18 protein-coding genes are annotated in these 18,667 nt (G+C 68.8%); 5 read left to right on the forward strand and 13 right to left on the reverse strand.

Translation table 11 applies throughout. The annotated features are described in order from the left end of the window. Positions 1–51: 51 nt before the first annotated feature. The 6 genes from FO470_RS07250 to FO470_RS07275 all read right to left on the reverse strand — a co-directional run bounded on the left by FO470_RS07250 (position 52) and on the right by FO470_RS07275 (position 3,519). On the reverse strand, positions 52–267 hold the full coding sequence (locus FO470_RS07250; protein WP_144342281.1) for a cold-shock protein: 216 nt from the start codon (positions 265–267) through the stop codon (positions 52–54). Between the two features lie 100 nt (positions 268–367). Beyond that, positions 368–1,243: a 23S rRNA (adenine(2030)-N(6))-methyltransferase RlmJ gene (locus FO470_RS07255; protein WP_144342282.1), complete on the reverse strand. Its 876-nt coding sequence runs from the start codon at positions 1,241–1,243 to the stop codon at positions 368–370. A gap of 7 nt (positions 1,244–1,250) precedes the next feature. After that, positions 1,251–1,934 carry a ribonuclease T2 gene (locus FO470_RS07260; protein WP_246659507.1) on the reverse strand — a complete coding sequence of 228 codons (684 nt, stop codon included), beginning with the start codon at positions 1,932–1,934 and terminating at the stop codon, positions 1,251–1,253. After that, positions 1,931–2,488 carry a hypothetical protein gene (locus tag FO470_RS07265; protein ID WP_144342284.1) on the reverse strand — a complete coding sequence of 186 codons (558 nt, stop codon included), beginning with the start codon at positions 2,486–2,488 and terminating at the stop codon, positions 1,931–1,933. Before FO470_RS07265 ends, FO470_RS07260 begins: the two co-directional genes overlap by 4 nt. A 105-nt stretch (positions 2,489–2,593) precedes the next feature. After that, positions 2,594–2,947, reverse strand: a complete 354-nt coding sequence (locus FO470_RS07270) for a cupin domain-containing protein (RefSeq protein WP_144342285.1) — start codon at positions 2,945–2,947, stop codon at positions 2,594–2,596. A gap of 68 nt (positions 2,948–3,015) precedes the next feature. After that, a complete protein-coding gene (locus FO470_RS07275) occupies positions 3,016–3,519 on the reverse strand; it encodes a peptidoglycan-binding domain-containing protein (protein ID WP_144342286.1) in 504 nt (167 codons plus the stop codon). Between the two features lie 271 nt (positions 3,520–3,790). On the opposite strand from FO470_RS07275, the gene uvrB reads away from it, so the two are divergent. Continuing rightward, entirely contained in the window at positions 3,791–6,382 is a 2,592-nt protein-coding gene (gene uvrB / locus FO470_RS07280; RefSeq protein ID WP_144342287.1) for an excinuclease ABC subunit UvrB, read from the forward strand. Between the two features lie 107 nt (positions 6,383–6,489). Beyond that, on the forward strand, positions 6,490–6,879 hold the full coding sequence (locus FO470_RS07285; protein ID WP_144342288.1) for a DUF805 domain-containing protein: 390 nt from the start codon (positions 6,490–6,492) through the stop codon (positions 6,877–6,879). A 57-nt stretch (positions 6,880–6,936) separates the two neighbouring features. On the opposite strand, the gene FO470_RS07290 is transcribed toward FO470_RS07285, so the two are convergent. Further along, complete coding sequence (locus FO470_RS07290; RefSeq protein ID WP_144342289.1) at positions 6,937–7,947, reverse strand: Tim44 domain-containing protein; 1,011 nt, start codon at positions 7,945–7,947, stop codon at positions 6,937–6,939. Positions 7,948–8,189: 242 nt separating this feature from the next. Next, positions 8,190–8,375 carry a hypothetical protein gene (locus tag FO470_RS07295; RefSeq protein WP_144342290.1) on the reverse strand — a complete coding sequence of 62 codons (186 nt, stop codon included), beginning with the start codon at positions 8,373–8,375 and terminating at the stop codon, positions 8,190–8,192. Between the two features lie 377 nt (positions 8,376–8,752). Between FO470_RS07295 and ppc the strand changes: the two genes are divergently transcribed. Together ppc and FO470_RS07305 are read left to right on the forward strand one after the other, a co-directional pair. Beyond that, positions 8,753–11,545 carry a phosphoenolpyruvate carboxylase gene (gene ppc / locus FO470_RS07300; RefSeq protein WP_144342291.1) on the forward strand — a complete coding sequence of 931 codons (2,793 nt, stop codon included), beginning with the start codon at positions 8,753–8,755 and terminating at the stop codon, positions 11,543–11,545. A gap of 465 nt (positions 11,546–12,010) precedes the next feature. Beyond that, complete coding sequence (locus FO470_RS07305; RefSeq protein ID WP_144342292.1) at positions 12,011–12,643, forward strand: FMN-binding negative transcriptional regulator; 633 nt, start codon at positions 12,011–12,013, stop codon at positions 12,641–12,643. Positions 12,644–12,684: 41 nt separating this feature from the next. Here FO470_RS07305 and FO470_RS07310 read toward each other — a convergent pair whose 3' ends face one another. Together FO470_RS07310 and FO470_RS07315 are read right to left on the reverse strand one after the other, a co-directional pair. Further along, positions 12,685–13,443, reverse strand: coding sequence for a 3-keto-5-aminohexanoate cleavage protein (locus tag FO470_RS07310; protein ID WP_144342293.1), 759 nt, complete (start codon positions 13,441–13,443; stop codon positions 12,685–12,687). A gap of 25 nt (positions 13,444–13,468) precedes the next feature. Then, on the reverse strand, positions 13,469–13,942 hold the full coding sequence (locus FO470_RS07315; RefSeq protein WP_144342294.1) for a YaiI/YqxD family protein: 474 nt from the start codon (positions 13,940–13,942) through the stop codon (positions 13,469–13,471). Between the two features lie 405 nt (positions 13,943–14,347). On the opposite strand from FO470_RS07315, the gene ggt reads away from it, so the two are divergent. Beyond that, positions 14,348–16,087, forward strand: a complete 1,740-nt coding sequence (gene ggt, locus FO470_RS07320; protein WP_144342805.1) for a gamma-glutamyltransferase — start codon at positions 14,348–14,350, stop codon at positions 16,085–16,087. A 42-nt stretch (positions 16,088–16,129) separates the two neighbouring features. On the opposite strand, the gene FO470_RS07325 is transcribed toward ggt, so the two are convergent. The 3 genes from FO470_RS07325 to urtE form a co-directional block, all read right to left on the reverse strand. Further along, positions 16,130–16,495, reverse strand: a complete 366-nt coding sequence (locus tag FO470_RS07325; RefSeq protein WP_144342295.1) for an FmdB family zinc ribbon protein — start codon at positions 16,493–16,495, stop codon at positions 16,130–16,132. Positions 16,496–16,662: 167 nt separating this feature from the next. Continuing rightward, complete coding sequence (fmdA, locus tag FO470_RS07330) at positions 16,663–17,901, reverse strand: formamidase (RefSeq protein ID WP_144342296.1); 1,239 nt, start codon at positions 17,899–17,901, stop codon at positions 16,663–16,665. Between the two features lie 71 nt (positions 17,902–17,972). Next, the gene (gene urtE, locus FO470_RS07335; protein WP_144342297.1) at positions 17,973–18,662 is read right to left on the reverse strand and encodes an urea ABC transporter ATP-binding subunit UrtE; all 690 of its coding nucleotides are present in this window, start codon (positions 18,660–18,662) and stop codon (positions 17,973–17,975) included. Positions 18,663–18,667 lie beyond the last annotated feature (5 nt).

Genomic DNA, 18,667 nt, shown 5'->3' on the forward strand with positions numbered 1-18,667 from the left:
CGCGACGGCCCGCCCGGCCGGGACGGAGCGCCCGGCTTCGCGGCAGGCTTATCAGTCGGCCGGCTGGAGGTCGATGGCCTTGGGGCCCTTGCCGCGCTTGTCCGGCTCGACCTCGAAGCTCACCCGCTGGCCCTCGGCGAGCGTGCCGAGCCCCGAGCGGGTAACCGCCGAGACATGCACGAACACGTCGCGCCCGCCGTCATCGGGGCGAATGAAGCCGTAACCCTTCTCGGTGTTGAAGAACTTGACGGTACCGGTCGTTGCCATACGCCTGCTCCTTACCCTCGGATGGCCGCACCATCCGCCGGTTCCTTCGCTGGCGATTGTAAAGCAAGACCGATGCCGGATGATGACGGCGGGCGCCGTTTCAGCGTTCCGGCGTGAGCCAGCCGACCCGCACCCGCCCGGTGCCGTCGGTGGAAAGCGCGGGCGCGAGCGCGCCGAGGATGGTCCGCAGTTCCTCGGCGAGGGTGAAGGGCGGGTTCACCACGATCATGCCGCAGCCGCTCATCGTGTCGGCCTGGCGCACCGTGCGCAGGTCGAACTGGATGCTGAGCGTCTTGGGAATGCCGGCCCGCTCGATGTCCCGACGGAAGGCATCGACGGCGCGCACATCCTTGATCGGGTACCAGAGCGCGAAGATGCCGGTGGACCAACGCCGGTGCGCCTCGATGAGGCCCTGCGCCATCCGGTGGAACTCGCCCGCCTCCTCGAAGGGCGGGTCGACCAGCACAAGGCCGCGCCGCTCCCTGGGCGGCAGATAGGCATGCAACGCCTGCCAGGCGTCCGTCGGCAGCACCTTGGCGCGGCCGTCGCGGCCGACCGACTCGGTGAGCGCCGCCCGCACGCCGGGCTGCGTCTCGCAGAACAGCAGCCGGTCCTGCGGGCGGGTCAGCGCCTGCGCGATCAACGGCGAGCCCGGATAGTGGCGCAGATCGCGCGCGAGCGCCTCGTCGTCGGCCGCCGCCGGATTGACCGCGCGCACGGCATCGAGCCAGGGACCGAGCAGGTCGCGGATCGCCGGCGCGAGGGGCGCCCGCAGCACCGCGCCGATACCGCCTTCCCACTCCCCGGTGCGCCGGGCCTCGTCGCCGGTGAGGTCGTAGAGCCCCGCCCCGGCATGGGTGTCGATGACGCGGAACGCGGCATCCTTGCGTCCGAGATAGGCAAGGACGCGCGCCAGCACGACATGCTTGACGACATCGGCGAAATTGCCGGCATGGAAGGCGTGGCGGTAGTTCATGGCGGCTCTACCAGCCCCGGCCGCTCTCGCGCACGGGCGGCATCACGACGCTGGTCGCGCGGCAGGCGCGACGGTCCACCTCCGGGCAGGAGGTGAAGCCGAGCTGCCGGTTCATGCAGATGCGCACCTCGGTGAGGCGGCGCTTGTCGCATTCCACCGACATCATGTCCGGTGCGAGGCCCGGATTGGCGGCGCGGAAGGCGGCCTCCACCTCGCCGGGCGAGACCATGCGGTAGTCGTCGAGGCGGTGGAAGGGGGCGGGAATCGTCACCTTGTCGTAGGCGCGGCGCACCGTCTCGAAATAGCCGGTGGCGGAAAGCCCGGAGCAGGTGCCGTGCTTGCGCCATTCATGCAGCACGAGGCGGCGGCTCGGCATGATGTCGAGCACGTCGCGCAGCACCGGCTCGGGCACGTAGGGCGCCGGGTTGACGCAGGATTCCGGCCAGCCGCGCGTATATTGCGGCCACAGGCCGTGCACCACGAAGGCGAAGGGGCGCACCCGCGAGCATTGCGCCGGCTCGGCACGCTCGCCCATCGCCTCGCAATAGGTCGGCGACCAGGAGAGGGTGAGCACGTAGTAGTCGAAGCGGCCCGGCTCGCCCTTCTGCTGGGCGAGGGAGGGCGTGGCGCCGAACGCCGCCCCGAGAATCAGCGCGGCCAGCAGCAGCCGCGCCGCGAAAAGCAGCTTCACGGCTGGGCCATCCGGCAGTTCGGGGCGTAGGTCCAGGAGCGGTCGAGGCCGTCGACGCACCATTCGACGCCCCAGGAGAAGCCGAGGAAGCCGCCATCCTCGATCAGCGAATAGTAGATGCGGTGACGCTTGCCGTGCACCGCCTTCACGCCGCCGATCTTGCCGCCGACATACTGGCCGCCCGAATACTGGCCATCGGTGGCGGTGTTGCCGGAAATGACGACATCCGCCGAGCAGTAGCGGCGGGGCATGTACTGCTCGCCCCACGGACGGAAGGCGACTTCGCGGATGTGGTCGAAGCTTTCGATCTGCAGGGTCGAATCCCAGAAGCGCGATTCGGTGGTGGCGAAGTGGCGCTGGATGCGCGACAGCGCCGCCGGCGTGTCGCAGGCCGGCACCACGCCGCTGTAGTTCGGGCCGGAGAGCCAGAAGTTCTTCTCGAAGAAGTTCGCGGCTTCGGCGCCGCCGAGCGAGACGGCCAGCATGCCGACGGCGGCGAGACCGGAGATGGCCCGCTTGAACAGGCCCGTTGCACCCTTACCTTCGGCTCGCATTGCGCGTCTCCCCAACCTTGTGCCGGCGAAGATGCGTCGGCCCCGGCGCCGGGTCAATGACGGCGAGGCCACACCCCGCCGGATTCCGGCACCGCCTCCCGCCGCTCAGATGAGGCGGATGACGTAGAGCTTGCGCGTCGTCTCGACGACTTCCCAGATGCCCTTGAAGCCGGGCCGGATGACGAAATTGTCGCCCGCCTTCAACGTCACCGGCGCCTCGCCGTCCTCGTGCAGGATGGAGACGCCCTCGGTGATCGAGCAGAACTCCCATTCCTCGTAGTCCACCCGCCAGGCGCCGGGCGAGGATTCCCATATGCCGGCGAACAGCGCGCCGTCCGGCAGGGTCTCGAAATTCCAGGTGAGGTGACGCGGCGCGCCGGAGACGATGCGCTCGGGCAGCGGTTCGGTCTCCTCGGGAGCGCCGAGGGCGGAAGGATCGAAGCGGAGCAGGAACGACATGGCGGGTCACGCGGGATGAGGGCGAGGCCGCCGGGGCACGCAGCGCGCCCGGCGGCCTCGCGGAGGGTTCAGGAGAAGAAGCCCTTGATGGTGCCCCAGATGCTCTTGGCGGGCGCTTCGCCCGCGGCGGAGGCTTCCACCGGCCCACTGCCGGGCGTCAGCTCGGCCTTGGAGACGACGTCGGGGGTAAGCTCCTTGAACAGGGCGAGCTTGGCGAGGGTGGCGGGGCCGGCGAAGCCGTCGGCATCGAGGCCGTTGGCGGCCTGATAGTCCTTGACCGCCTTGGCGGTGCCGGCGCCGAACTTGCCGTCGGCGGCGATGCCGAGCGCGGTCTGCAGCTTCTTCACCGACTCGCCGGAGGTGCCGACCTTGAGGAGAATCAGCTCGTACAGGCCGAGGGCCGCGAAGGTGTCGGGGCCGGCGATGCCGTCGACCGAAAGGCCGTGCTCCTTCTGGTAGGCCTTCAGCGCTTCCTCGGTCTTCGGGCCGAACTGCCCGTCAGCGGGAACGCCGAGCTTTTCCTGAAGGATCTTCACCGGCGCGCCGGCCAGTCCCTTTTTCAGAATCGACATTGTCAGGTCTCTCCAACTGCGCGGGACGCCCACCCGTACCGCAACGGATCCACGGGCACAGCGCCCGTCGTCGTGGAACAGAGCACAGCTTGGCCGACAGGAAAATGAAAGATCGGTGGCGGGCTCCCTTTGTCCAACGCAGCACGCCGCTACCGCCGGCGGGCCACGGCGGTGGATTCGGAGCGGCGCGGCGGCAGCGGGTGGCAGCGAAGGCTTGCGAGCCCGTGCGTGGCGCCTTTGCGCGAACCGATTCTGCCCCCATATTCCGCGCATGGCCAAAGCAGCACGTCCCGGCGGGTTTTCCGAGCGCTCCCAGCGCGCCTTCGAGCCCGCGCAAGTCTCCACGCTCGATCCCGCCCTTGCCGAGAAGCTCGGCGTGGCGCCGACCTCGGGCGCCTCCGCCACCGTCGCCGCCCTGTCGGCGCTGATCGAGAGCGGGCGCCCGGAGGTCGACGGGCAGGTGTGGGTGCCCCACCGCCCGGCGCGGCCGGAGAAGTCCGAAGGCGGCGTCAAGTTCGTGCTGAAGTCGGACTACACGCCGAACGGCGACCAGCCGCAGGCCATCGAGGAGCTCGTCGCGGCGGCGGAGCAGGGCGAGCGCGATCAGGTGCTGCTCGGCGTCACCGGCTCGGGCAAGACCTTCACCATGGCCAACGTCATCCAGCGGCTGCAGCGCCCGGCGCTCGTGCTGGCGCCGAACAAGACGCTGGCGGCGCAGCTCTATGGCGAGTTCAAGAGCTTCTTCCCGGACAACGCGGTCGAGTATTTCGTCTCCTACTACGACTACTACCAGCCGGAGGCCTACGTTCCGCGTACGGACACCTTCATCGAGAAGGAATCGTCGATCAACGAGCAGATCGACCGCATGCGCCACTCGGCGACGCGCTCGCTGCTGGAGCGCGACGACGTCATCATCGTCGCCTCGGTGTCCTGCATCTACGGTATCGGCTCGGTCGAGACCTACGCCTCGATGACCTTCAAGATCGAGGTGGGCGAGCGCATCGACCAGCGCCAGCTCCTCGCCGACCTCGTGGCGCTTCAGTACAAGCGCACGCAGGGCGATTTCGGCCGCGGCACGTTCCGCGTACGCGGCGATGTGATCGAGATCTTCCCGGCCCACTACGAGGACCGCGCGTGGCGCGTCTCGCTGTTCGGCGACGAGGTGGAGAGCATCCAGGAGTTCGATCCGCTCACCGGGCAGAAGTCGCAGGAGCTAAAATTCGTCAAGCTCTACGCGAACTCGCACTATGTGACGCCGCGCCCGACGCTGATCCAGGCGATCCACGGCATCAAGGCCGAGCTGAAGCACCGGCTCGACGAGCTCAACGCGATGGGCCGCCTGCTGGAGGCGCAGCGGCTGGAGCAGCGCTGCACCTTCGATCTCGAAATGATGGAGGCGACGGGAAGCTGCGCCGGCATCGAGAACTATTCGCGCTGGCTCACCGGCCGCCTGCCGGGTGAGCCGCCGCCGACGCTGTTCGAATATGTGCCGGACAACGCCTTGATCTTCTGCGACGAGAGCCACGTCACCGTGCCGCAGATCGGCGCCATGTACCGCGGCGACTTCCGCCGCAAGGCGACGCTGGCGGAATACGGCTTCCGCCTGCCGAGCTGCATGGACAACCGGCCGCTGCGCTTCGAGGAATGGGAGGCAATGCGCCCGCAGACGGTGCATGTCTCCGCCACGCCCGGCAAATGGGAGATGGAGCAGACCGGCGGCGTCTTCGTCGAGCAGGTGATCCGCCCGACCGGCCTCGTCGATCCGCCGGTCGAGGTGCGCCCGGCCCGCACGCAGGTCGACGACCTCTTGGGCGAGGTGCGGCAGACGGCGGCGAAGGGCTACCGCACGCTGGTGACGACCCTCACCAAGCGCATGGCCGAGGACCTGACCGAGTATCTCCACGAGAACGGCATCCGCGTGCGCTACATGCACTCGGACATCGACACCATCGAGCGCATCGAGATCATCCGCGACCTGCGCCTCGGCGCCTTCGACGTGCTGATCGGCATCAACCTGCTGCGCGAGGGCCTCGACATCCCGGAATGCGGGCTGGTTGCCATTCTCGACGCAGACAAGGAAGGCTTCCTGCGCTCGGAGACCTCGCTGGTGCAGACCATCGGCCGCGCCGCGCGCAACGTCGATGGGCGGGTGCTGCTCTATGCCGACACCATCACCGGCTCGATGGAGCGGGCGATGGCGGAGACCGAGCGCCGCCGCACCAAGCAGGTGGCGTGGAACGTCGAGCACGGCATCACGCCGGAGAGCGTGCGCAAGGCGATCGGCGACATTCTCGAAAGCGTCTATGAGCGTGATCATGTCACGGTCGACGCCGGTCTCGCGGAGGAGGGCGCCACCTACGGCCACAACCTCGCGGCGGTGATCGCGGATCTCGAGAAGCGCATGCGCGCCGCCGCCGCCGACCTCGACTTCGAGCAGGCGGCAAGGCTGCGCGACGAGATCAAGCGCCTGCAGGCGACCGAGCTCGTCCTCTCCGACGATCCGCTGGCGCGGCAGGAGAGCGTCGACGACCGTACCGGCGGCTACAAGGGCGAGCGCAAATACGGGCGCGCCGCGAACCTTCCCGAGAAGAAGGGCGGCGCGGGCGGAAAGGCGGGGCGGCGTTCCTCGCCGGGCCATGTCTCCTCCGGCCACGAGGCGCGGGCCGACGAGGCGCAGGCGCGCTACGATGCCGATGAGACGTCCGGTTCCGCGTCGCGCATCATCCGGCCCTCGCTCGACGACATGGGCCCCGGCACCGACCGCACGGAGCCGCTCGGAGCGGAAGGCTGGACCCGGCCGGAGCGTCCCGATCCGATGACCAAGGGCTACCGCAAGGGCGGGCGTCGCGCGCCGAAGCGGTAAGGCTGCTGGTCGGCGCCCGCCCCGCCAATGCCGGCGAGGGAGCGAATTGACAGCTCCGGTGACGGAGCGTCCACTTCCTCCCGCCCGAATCCGGGTGGGGGGAAGTCATGTCCATCACTGAATCGATTTCGAGCGTCCTCGGGAAATACGCCACCTTCGCCGGCCGCGCCCCGCGTTCCGAGTACTGGTGGTGGGCGGTATTCCTCGTCATCGTCAACTGGGTGACGGGGCTGATCGATTTCGCGATCTTCGGCGAATACGCGATCTACCAGTATGGCGATGCCCGGCTGTTCACGCCGATCACCACGCTGGTCGGCCTCGCGCTCACCATTCCCACGCTTGCCGTGGCTGCACGGCGCTTCCACGACATGGACCGCACAGGCTGGTGGCTGCTGATCGGCCTGACCGGCATTGGCGGCCTGGTCATCTTCTTCTGGTTCATGTTCAAGGGCACCGAAGGTCCCAACCGTTTCGGGCCGGACCCGCTGGCGACCTGACGGCAACAAAAAAGGGCGGCTCGCGTGCCGCCCTTTCCGTTTTCAATGTGAGCGTACTCAGCCCTGCTGGATCGCGGTGAGCTTCCATTCGCCGCCGGGCGTACGGACGAAGGTCCAGAACTCGACGGCCTGCTCCTTGCGGTCGGGATCGCCCAGCACGACGCGGCCGGTGGCCTTGTCGAGGGTGACGTCCTTCAGCTCGTAGCGCATGGCGACGGTGGCGTATTCGCTGCTGCCTTCCGACCAGGCTTCCGAGAGATCTCCCTGCAGGAGCTTCACGTCGGTGACGCGGTTCTCCAGGCCCTCGCGGTCGAGTTCGTCGAGTTCCTCGCCCATATAGCCGGCCATTTCCGGCGTCAGCAGGCGGAACAGCGTCTCGCGGTCGCCGCGGCCATAGGCGCCCTGCACCTCGCCGAGCAGGCGCTCGAAGCTGTCGAAGTCGGAGCCCTCGAGCTGGAGCGGCCGGCCGCGCGGGCCGGTGTCGAAGCCGGCGCGGGGCGCTGCCGCGCCGCTCGCGCCATTGCCGCCCGCCGCACCGCTCGCCATGCCGCCGCCGTTCAGCGCGTCGCGCGCCATCGGGTCGGGGCGTCCGCCGCCGGCATAGGACGGCTGGTTGCGTGAGCGCAGCCAGCCCATGACCAGACGCACGACGATGAAGATCAGCGCGATCTGCAGGAGCAGGCCGAGCAGGCCGGAAAGGCTGCCGAGGCCGGAGAAGAAGCCGGAGCCCATCAGCAGGCCGAAGATGCCGGCGCCGAGCAGGCCGCCCATCAGCCCGCCCATGAAGCCGCCGCGGTTGAAGAAACCACCGGGCTGGGCGCCGGGCGCGCGGGTGGCCGGCGCGCCGAGCTGGTTCTGCGGCGTGGCCGAGCGCTGCATCGGCTGGGCGGAGGGGGCGGTCGGCGTGGGGGCCGGGGTCGACCAGGTGCGCGAGCCTCGGCTGCCGAAGCTCATGCCGCGGCCGGCGCGAGCCTCCGCGAAGTCAGTGGCGACGAGCACGCCGACGGCGAGGAACAGCGCGCCGAGCACGACGCGAAGGGCAGCGGGACGCGGACGCAGGGATCGCAATGGAAGAGCCTCTCTGGATCGTTTCGCGCGACCCGCCTCGTTCGACGTGCCGCAACGTCATCCATATGGGGAGAGGCGGGGGGAATGCCACCCCGAAAAATGCCGCGCCGGACAGCGGCCTGCCGCAGCGCTTGAGGAAAAGGCGCGGCGGGCGGTTTCGACGGGACACACAATCCCGTGAGGCGCGGCGCGGGTAGCGTCGCGCGAAGGGCGCGCCGGCGGATGGACCGGCGGTCGGAACCTCAGAAGCCGAGCTGAGACTCGATGGCGGCGATGGAGCCGACCGGGGCGTTGGCGCTCTGGCCCTTCTTCTCGCCGGCATCGGCGGGACGCAGGGCGGCGACGGTGGCGGGATTGGCGAACGCACCACGGGTTTGACGCTGGGCGGCGGGGGTCTGAACCTCGCTGCGGTTCATGACGGTAGCCATTTCAAAGTCCTTCCTGTTACGCATACGCGTCGTTCGGTCGAAACCGGCCTTCCGGCCGTTCCTCATCGGCACCGTTCAGGGACGATGCCGCGTGTCTATGGTTATGAACCCGTAACTCTGAATCTTCCCTGAGCACGCCGTTCATGCTGGCGGGCATTTCGTTCACAATCGGGGCGACCTTGGGGCAATTGCTGAGATTTTCAGGGGCTGTGGCGCGGCGGCCTCACCTGCTCGGCAGGATATGACGCGCCGGGGCCGGGCGCATGGGCGCAAAAGGCGGCTCCGCCCATGGTCGGTCGGGGATAAAGCGCACGGCATGGGTGTCATCGGCGGCATGCTAATTGCTAAGTAGTGCCTACGACTAAAGGAGTGTCGCCATGTCCGTTGCCCTGACCATCGCCTTGCCCGATGCCGAGCTCGAAGCCGATGGCGATCTCGACCTGTCGCTGCGCGAGGACATCCGCATGCTCGGCCGGGTGCTGGGCGATACGCTGCGCGACCAGGAAGGCGAGCCGATCTACGAGCTGGTCGAGCATATCCGCCGCGTTTCCACCCGCTTCCACCGCGAGGAGGACGAGGGCGCGCGCCACGAGCTCGAGGCGATACTGAGCGATCTCGGCGCCGACCAGACGATCAGCATCGTGCGCGCCTTCTCCTATTTCTCCCATCTCGCCAATATCGCGGAGGACCAGAACGTCATCCGCCGCATGCGCGCGGCGGCGATGGGCGGGCGTGCGCCGGGGCCCGGCACGGTGGCGCGGGCGCTGGGGCGTGCCCAGGAGGCCGGCATTTCCCCGGCCGGGCTGCGCAGCTTTTTCGCGACGGCGCTGGCGAGCCCGGTGCTCACCGCGCATCCGACCGAGGTGCGCCGCCGCTCCACCCTGACGCACGAGATGAGGATCGCCGAACTTCTGGCCGACCGCGCCCGCCTCGATCCGACGCCGGAAGAGCAGGAGCTTGCCGCCGACGAGCTGCGCCGGCGGGTGCTGACGCTGTGGCAGACCAATCTGCTGCGCAAGACCAAGCTGACCGTGCTGGACGAGGTGGCGAACGGCCTCGCCTATTACGACTACACCTTCCTGCGCCAGCTCCCGACGCTCTACGCGGCGCTGGAGGACCGGCTCGCCGCCATGGAGGGCGGGACGCGCGAGGGGCCGGAGATCGCCTCCTTCCTGCGCATCGGCAGCTGGATCGGCGGCGACCGCGACGGCAATCCCTTCGTCACCGCCGACGTCACCCGCGAGACGCTGCGCATGCAGAGCGCGCAGGCGGTGCGCTTCTATCTGGAGGAGCTGGACGCGCTCGGCGGCGAGCTGTCGATCAGCACCATCCGCGTGAAGGTGTCGGACGAATTGCTGGCGCTCGTCGATGCCTCGCCCGACCTCTCTCCGCACCGGCGCAACGAGCCCTACCGCCTCGCCGCCAGCGCCATCGCCGATCGACTGCGCGCCACCGCCTTCCGGCTGGAGGTGGCCGATCTCGTCGGCATCACCGAGAAGCCGGCGGCGGTCGCCTATGCCTCCGCCGCCGAACTGCGGGCCGATCTCGACGTCATCGACAATTCGCTGCGGGCCCACAAGTCGGCCGCCGTCGCGCACGGCAAGCTGCGGGCGCTGCGCCGGGCGGTGGACTGCTTCGGCTTCCATCTGGCGGTGCTGGATTCGCGCCAGAATTCCGACGTGCACGAGCGTTGCGTCGCCGAGCTGTTCGAGGTCGCCGCGCCCGGCACCAACTACAAGGGCCTGCCCGAGGGCACGCGCGTGGCACTGCTGCTGCGCGAACTCACCACCGCCCGCCCGCTCACCTCGCCCTTCGTCGCCTATTCCGACGAGACGGTGGGTGAGCTCGCCATGCTGCGCACCTGCGCGCGCATCCACGAGATCTACGGCCGCGAGGCGATCCAGACCTGCATCATCTCCAAGGCCGAAGGGGTCTCGGACATGCTGGAGCTGGCGCTGCTGCTCAAGGAGGTCGGCCTCGTCGATCCCGCCGGCACGGCGGCGGTGAACATCGTGCCGCTGTTCGAGACCATCGAGGATTTGCGCAACGCCGCGAAGGTGATGGAGCAGATGTTCCGCCTGCCGGAATACCGCAAGCTGGTGGACAGCCGCGGCGGCGTGCAGGAGGTGATGCTCGGCTATTCGGACAGCAACAAGGACGGCGGCTTCGTTACCTCCGGCTGGGAACTCTACAAGGCCGAGATCGAGCTGATCGAGGTGTTCAAGCGCCACGGCGTGCGGCTGCGGCTGTTCCACGGTCGCGGCGGTTCGGTCGGGCGCGGCGGCGGGCCGAGCTACGACGCCATCCTCGCCCAGCCGGGCGGGGCGGTGCAGGGGCAGATCCGCGTCACCGAGCAGGGCGAGATCATCTCGTCCAAGTACTCCAATCCGGCGGTCGGGCGCGGCAACCTCGAAATCCTCACCGCCGCGACCATGGAGGCGACGCTGCTCTCCGGCGACGCGAAGGCGCCGCGCGAGGAGTACCTCACCGTCATGGAGGAGCTGTCGGAGGCGGCGTTCCGTGCCTATCGGGCACTGGTCTACGAAACCCCGCGCTTCGAGGACTATTTCTGGGAATCGACCGTCATCAACGAGATCGCGACCCTGAACATCGGCTCGCGTCCGGCCTCGCGCAAGAAGACGCGGCGGATCGAGGATCTGCGCGCGATCCCATGGGTGTTCTCCTGGGCGCAGTGCCGGCTGATGCTGCCGGGCTGGTACGGCTTCGGCACGGCGATCCAGTCCTGGCTGCAGCGCCACCCGGATGGGCTGCCGCTGCTTCAGGAGATGTACCGGGAGTGGCCGTTCTTCCGCACCCAGCTCTCCAACATGGACATGGTGCTTTCCAAGAGTTCCATCGCCATCGCCTCGCGCTACGCCGCGCTGGTGGAGGATGCGGAGCTGCGCGAGAGCATCTTCGGGCGCATCCGCGCCGAGCATCACGCATCGATCGACGCCCTGCTGACGATCTCCGAGCAGCCGGGGCTTCTCGGCTCCAATCCGCTGCTCGACCGCTCGATCCGCGCGCGCTTCCCCTATATCGACCCGCTCAACCACGTGCAGGTCGGCCTGCTGCGCAAGTACCGGGCGAACGACACCGACGAGAAGGTGCTGCAGGGCATCCAGCTCACGATCAACGGCATCTCGGCCGGGTTGCGGAACAGCGGGTGAGGGGGGCGAGCGGCGCCCTGCATCGTCCCGGCTTTCCGACAGGATCACCGTCATGCCCGGCCTTGGCCCGGCCATGACGTTGCTTTGCTGCGCCGTGCTCCCGGACCGTGGTGGAGCCGGAGAGCCGGGATCGTTTGACGATAGAGAATGGAAGATGATTCCGGATATTGCCTGACGGCAACTCCGGGATGACGCCGGCGGTGCCGGACTTTCGCCGAAGCCGGACTATGAGCATAATCGATCTCGACCGAGCTTCTCGAAAAAGCTGTCGCTGCCGCCCGTTCCCTTCTCCCCGTGGTGCAGGATGAAATCGCCCGCTCCACGCTGTTGCTTGCGGAAGAGGAAGCCGAGCTCGTGCCGCCGCCGGGGAGGCCGCGCGCGGGGCAGGACTGCTGTTCCCCGGCGCCGGCGTTGGATTATGCTGCACGTCGCACCACGCTTCCGCCGTTTCCTTCCGGGTCCGCCATGTATACGCCCCCCGCCTTTCGCGAAGACGACCCCGCCATCCTGCGCCGGATCATGCGCGAGACCCGGCTGGCGACGCTCGTCACCGCCACGGCCGACGGGCTGATGGCGACGCCCCTGCCGCTGTTCCTCGACGAAAGCGAGGGGGAGCATGGGGTGCTCTACGGACATCTTGCCAAGGCGAATGCGCAGTGGCGCACCCCTGTCGTCGGCGAGGCGCTCGTGCTGTTTTCCGGTGTGGACGCCTACATCACGCCGAGCTGGTACGCGGCCAAGGCCGAGCACGGCAAGGTCGTGCCGACCTGGAACTATGAGGCCGTGCACGCCTATGGCCCGGCGGAGTTCTTCGACGATCCGGCCCGGCTGCTTGGTGCCGTGACCCGGCTGACCGAGCTTCACGAGCAGGCGCGGGCCCTGCCCTGGGTGGTGGGCGACGCGCCGGAAGCCTTCATCGCCGCGCAACTGAAAGGCATTGTCGGCGTGCGGCTGCCGATTTCCCGCATCGAGGGCAAGCGCAAGATGAGCCAGAACCGCTCGGAAGCCGACCGCGCCGGCGTGGCGGCGGGGCTGGCCGGGAGCGAACGCCCGACCGAGCGGCAGGTGGCCGGGATGATCCCCACCCAGCGCGACTGACGCGGTGCGAGCGAAGACGATCGGCACACGCGGGAGAGCGATCACCCGGTGATCGGCGGCGTCGCCTCCGGCGGCAGGTTGGGCGGCACGCGGGCAAGGCGCAGGGCGGCCTTGATGAGGGCGGCGTTGTCCGCCGCTTCCTGGCCGTCCGGCAGGTGCTTGCCGTCTTCCAGTCCGATGCGGCTGTCCAGCTCGCGCATCAGGGCGTCCTGATAGAGCGGCCAGACGGTGGCCTCGTAGCCATGCTGGAGGACCGGGACATCGAGGCTGGCGCGGGCCAGCACGGTGCGGATGGCGGCGGCGATCGCCAGCCCCTCCGCCTCGTCCTGCTCGTTGATCTCAATGAGGATGCGCAGGCAGCGCCGGGCCTCGTCGAGCTTCACGAAGCGCTCGGCGTCGGCTTGCGACCACAGGCCGGCTTCCACGCCGATGCCGCGCGACAGGGCGAGCGCGATCATCTCCGGCGCATCCGCCTCGATCAGGTTCACCGAGACGTAGTCCGGCAGCACGGTCCAGCGCCTCACCGCCTCCAGCCGGCCGAGATCGCCCGACACGATGCCGGCATGGGTGGAGAGGCCGATCGGCGTGTCCGGCACGCGGGCGCGGACCGCCTCGAGTGCGGCCGCGACGCTGGTCGGATCGAGCGTCTCGGCGCCCAGCGCGTCGCGCGGATGCAGGTGCAGCTCGGTGGCGCCGGCCGCGACGACGGCCGCCGCATCCGCCGCGAGCTGGGCGGGGGTGAGGGGTGTCTGGGGATGGAATTCACGTGTCCGGGAGCCGTTCAGGCAGGCTTGCAGCATTGGCGGTCTCCTGTTCTGCCCGACATCAACCCGCGAGAAAGCCTTTCCGTTTCAGACGCTGCACGGCGCGTTCCAGCGCCTGGAGAAATTCCGAGCGGTCCCGGGTCGAGAAGGGGCGGGGGCCGCGGGTGATCTCGCCGGCCTCGCGCAGGTCCTGCATCAGGTTGCGGGTGGCGAGCTGCATGCCGATGCTCGAGGCGGTGAAGGGCTTGCCGGTCGGGCCGATGGCCTCCGCGCCCTTCGCCACCACGCGCGCCGCCAGCGGCACGTCGGCGGTGACGACGAGGTCGCCCTCTTCCACCCGCTCGGCGATCCAGTCATCCGCCACGTCGAGCCCGGCCGGCACGATGACGCGCTCGACCTCGGCGTCGCGCGGGACGGCGATGTAGCTGTTGGCGACGAGGAAGACCTTGATCCGGTGGCGGGAGGCGACGCGGTAGGTCTCATCCTTCACCGGGCAGGCATCGGCGTCGATATAGATGAGGATCGGCTTCGACAAAGTATTCCGTGTTCGGTTGTGGCGACGCCAAGCAAGAAGGGCTGCCCTTGCGGGCAGCCCTTCCCATGTCAGACCGCGGTCCGGCCCGGTAACTGCCTAGAAAGGCAGCGCGAAGTGTCGCATCACGCGGCACGGACCTCGCAAGAGGCAAGTGTCCAGGTCACGGATACCGACGACCGCAGATCAAGACGATCAGACACTGGATCACCTCCTTTCGATTGTTGACGACAATTGGAGATTAGACCGATTCGCGCATTCGTCACGCGTTCATTGCGGTGCGGGAGCCGAATCCGCTGTTCACTTCGCGTTACGGGCGGCAATCTCGGGTGTGCGCCCATGAGGAGAGGAAACGCCATGCGACAGGAACGGACCTGGCGGGAACGGGCCCGGTGGCAGCGCGCCGTCATGGCGGCGCCGGCAATCCTGCTGCTCTCCGTCCTGCCGCTGCGCGCGCAGCAGGCCTCCGACGCGCCGGCGCCGGAGGCGGCCTCGCCCGTCCTCGCCGGGCAGAAGACGGCGACCGGCCGGAGCTGGATGGTGACGGCGGCCAACCCGCTGGCCGCGCAGGCCGGCGCGGTGGCGTTGCGGGCGGGCGGCAACGCCATCGACGCGATGGTCGCGACGCAGCTCGTCCTCGGCCTCGTCGAGCCGCAGTCCTCGGGCCTCGGGGGCGGCGCCTTCCTTGTCTACTGGGACGCGGCGGCGAGGCGGCTCACCACCTTCGACGGGCGCGAGACGGCGCCGCGCGCGGCGACGCCGACGCTGTTCCAGGACGACAGGGGCGAGCCGCTCGCCTTCCTGCAGGCCATGGTCGGCGGGCGCTCGGTCGGCACGCCCGGCACGCCGCGCCTCATCGAGACCGTGCACCGGCGCTATGGAAAGATCGCCTGGGGCCAGCTCTTCCGTCCGGCCATCCGCCTTGCCGAGGAAGGGTTCGACGTCTCCCCGCGTCTGGCTTCCCTGATCGCCGGCGATGTCGAGACGCTGCGGAGGGATCTCGCGGCCCGCGCCTATTTCCTTGATGCCGACGGCGCTCCGCTCAAGGCCGGCACGCGGCTGAGGAACCCGGCCTATGCGCGCACGCTGCGGCTGCTCGGCCAGTACGGCGCCGATGCCTTCTATGGCGGCCCGCTGGCGCAGGAGATCGTGCGCGCGGTCCGCGAGGCCGCCAGTCCCGGCCTTCTGTCGCCGGGCGACCTGCGCGAATATCGGGTGAAGGAGCGCACGCCCGTCTGCGGCGCCTATCGCGGGCTAGACGTGTGCGGCATGGGCCCGCCGAGCTCGGGCGGGCTCACGCTCGGGCAGATCCTCGGCATGCTGGAATCCTATGATCTCAAGGCATTGGGCCCGAGCTCGCCGGAGGCGTGGCGGCTGATCGTCGACGCCTCGCGCCTCGCCTTCGCCGACCGCGAGCGCTACATGGCCGACGAGGACTACGTGCCGATGCCGACGAGGGGCCTGCTGGCGCGGGATTATCTCGGCGCCCGTGCGAGGTTGCTGGCCGGCGACGACGCGCTGCCGGAGGTCGCGCCGGGCACCCCGAAATGGGACCACGCCATGGCCGGGCCGCGGGCCGACGGGGCGGCGCCGGAGCTGCCCTCGACCACGCAGATCACCATCGTGGATGCGGACGGCAACGTGGTCTCCATGACCTCGACCATCGAGGCCGGCTTCGGCTCGCGGCTGATGGTCGGCGGCTTCCTGCTCAACAACGAGCTGACCGATTTCTCCTTCCGCTCGCAGCGCGACGGCGTGCCGGTCGCCAACCGGGTCGAGCCGGGCAAGCGGCCGCGCTCGTCCATGACGCCGACCATTGTTCTGCGGGAAGGCCGGCCGGTGCTGGCGCTGGGCTCGCCCGGCGGCAGCCAGATCATCGGCTATGTCGCCAAGACGCTGATCGCCCATCTCGACTGGGGCCTGAGCCTGCCGGACGCCATCGCCGCGCCGAACGTGCTGGCGCGCTTCGATGCGGTGGAGATCGAGCAGGGCAGCGCGGCGCAGGCGCTGGAGCCGGGGCTGCGGGAACTGGGCTTCCCGGTGACGATCGCCCCGATGACGTCCGGCGTGCAGGCGGTGGCGATCACGCCGGACGGGCTGGTGGGCGCGGCCGATCCGCGTCGCGAGGGCGTGGCGATCGGGGAGTGAGGCCCGCGCGGGCGTGTCGAGGTGCGGCCGGCGCCCGGTTCGTCAGTGGCTGATCATCCACGGCCGGGCCGAGGGGAAGCTCTTGGCGCCGGAAGCGGTGGTGGCGGTGCGGTTCTTCTTCGTGCGGCTCTTCATGCCGGAGCAGCAGGAGCAGCCGGAGGCGTGCCTGGCGCGCTCCTGCTTGGCCTTGTAGGCGTCGACGCTCATCGGCGCGTGGCTCGACTGCTCGTTGGTCGCGTGGGCGACCCTGCGTTCGCGCGACATGGAGGAGAAGTGCGGCGCGGTCAGCATCACGCGCGGTGCCATCGCGCCGCAATCCGGACAGGGCTGAGGGTCCTGATACTCGCTCATCGGCCGCAGCTCGGTGAAATCGCCGCACGTGTCGCACTGATATTCATAGACGGGCATGAGCGTTTCCTTGGGCGTTTCCACGACGGGGAAAGTGCGGGGCGACGCGAGCGTCGCCAAACCTCAGAAGGAAGAATGCGGGGCGACGCTTGGCGTCGCCAAATTCTCAGCAGGGAAGGATGCGGGGCGACGCAAGCGTCGCCCCGCGGGCCGGACTCAAGCGGGGGTCAAAGGTCCGGCGAGATCGGCATGTCGACCGAGCCATCGATGAACTTGGTCGGGCCGGCAGCCGAAGGCTTGATGTCGAAGTCGAAGATCTCGGTGGGCAGCCACAGCGTGGCGCAGGAATTGGGAATGTCGACCACGCCCGAGAGATGGCCCTGCACCGGCGCGACGCCGAGGATGGAGTGCGCCTGCGCGCCCGAATAGCCGAACTTCTTCAGGTATTCGATGGCGTTGAGGCACGCCTGACGATAGGCGACGTTGGCGTCGAGATAGTACTGCTTGCCTTCCTCGTCGACCGAGATGCCCTCGAAGATCAGGTAGTCCTTGTAGTTCGGGGTGATCGGCGACGGCTTGAAGATCGGGTTCTTGATCCCGTACAGCGCCATGCCGTCCTTGATCAGGTCGACCTTGATGTGCAGCCACGCGCCGAACATCTCGATGGCGCCGCAGAAGGTGATCTCGCCGTCGCCCTGGGAGAAGTGCATGTCGCCCATGGAGAGGCCGGCGCCGTCGACATAGACGGGGAAGTAGATCTTCGAGCCGCGCGACAGGTCCTTGATGTCGCAATTGCCACCATGCTCGCGCGGGGGAACCGTGCGGGCGCCCTCGGCGGCGACCTTGGAATAGGCGTCCGAGCCCTTGGCGAGCTTGCCCAGATGCGCGGTCTTCGGCGCCGGCGGGTTGGCCAGCGGGGGCACGCGGGTCGGGTTGGTGTCGATCAGCGCCTGCTCGCGCGCGTTCCAGGTGTCGAGCAGCTTCTGCGAGGGCAGGGTGCCGATCAGGCCGGGATGGATGAGGCCGGCGAAGCCGACGCCCGGCACGTGGCGCGAGCGGGTGAACATGCCCTCGTAGTGCCAGATCGACTTCTGCGCGAGCGGGAAGTGTTCGGTGAGGAAGCCGCCGCCGTTCTTCTTCGAGAAGAAGCCGTTGAAGCCCCACTCATGGCCCTTCAGCGTGCCGGCGTCGAGGATGTCGACCACCAGCAGGTCGCCCGGCTTGGCGCCCTTCACGCCGATGGGGCCGGAGAGATAGTGCACCGTCGACAGGTCGACGTCGCGGATGTCGTCGGCGGAATCGTTGTTGGCGATGGCGCCGCCCGTCCAGTCCACGGTCTCGACGATGAAGTCGGCACCGGGCTCGACCCAGGTGGCGATCGGAATGTCCGGGTGCCAGCGATTGTGCAGATATTCGTTCTCGGTGGCCGGCTTGGACAGGTCGACCGAAATCAGTGTCTCAGGCATGGCGAACTCCGTTCCCCTTGGGCTGCATGCGGTAGGTCGGAAGGGGCCGGCCCGGGGGCCGGACCCGGGTCTCAGACGGACAGGAACCGGGCGACCTTCGCCTCGTCGACGTCGGCGCGCTGGTTCTCGTGCACGATCTCGCCGTTCTCGATGACGAGCACGCGGTCGGCGATGTCGAGGGCGAAAGAGAGCACCTGCTCGGAGACCACGATGGACAGGCCGCGCTCGTCGCGGATGCGCTTCAGCGTGCGCGCCATCTCGCGGATGATCGAGGGCTGAATGCCTTCGGTCGGTTCGTCGAGCAGCAGCACCTTGGGCGCGGTGGCGAGGGCGCGGGCGATGGCGAGCTGCTGCTGCTGGCCGCCGGAGAGGTTGCCGCCGCGCCGGCCCTTCATCTCCAGCAGCACCGGAAACAGCTCGTAGATGTCCGGCGGCACCTTGCTCTCGCCGCGCGGGATGAGGCCGGTCTCGATGTTCTCCTGCACCGTCATGGTGGAGAAGATCATGCGGCCCTGCGGCACATAGGCGACGCCGTTGGCGACGCGCTCATAGCTCTTGAGCCGGGTGATGTCGGTCGGGCCGACAGAGACCGAGCCGCTCTTGGTCGGCACGATGCCCATGAGCGACTTCATGAGCGTGGTCTTGCCCATGCCGTTGCGGCCCATGATGGCGATGATCTCGTTGGGCGCGACGTTGAAGTTCAGCCCGTGCAGCACTTCGCTCTCGCCGTAGGAGACGTGGAGGTTCGAAACGTTCAGCATCCTCG

This window comes from Ancylobacter moscoviensis, from assembly GCF_007559435.1.
In the GTDB taxonomy this organism is placed as follows: Bacteria; Pseudomonadota; Alphaproteobacteria; order Rhizobiales; family Xanthobacteraceae; genus Ancylobacter; species Ancylobacter moscoviensis.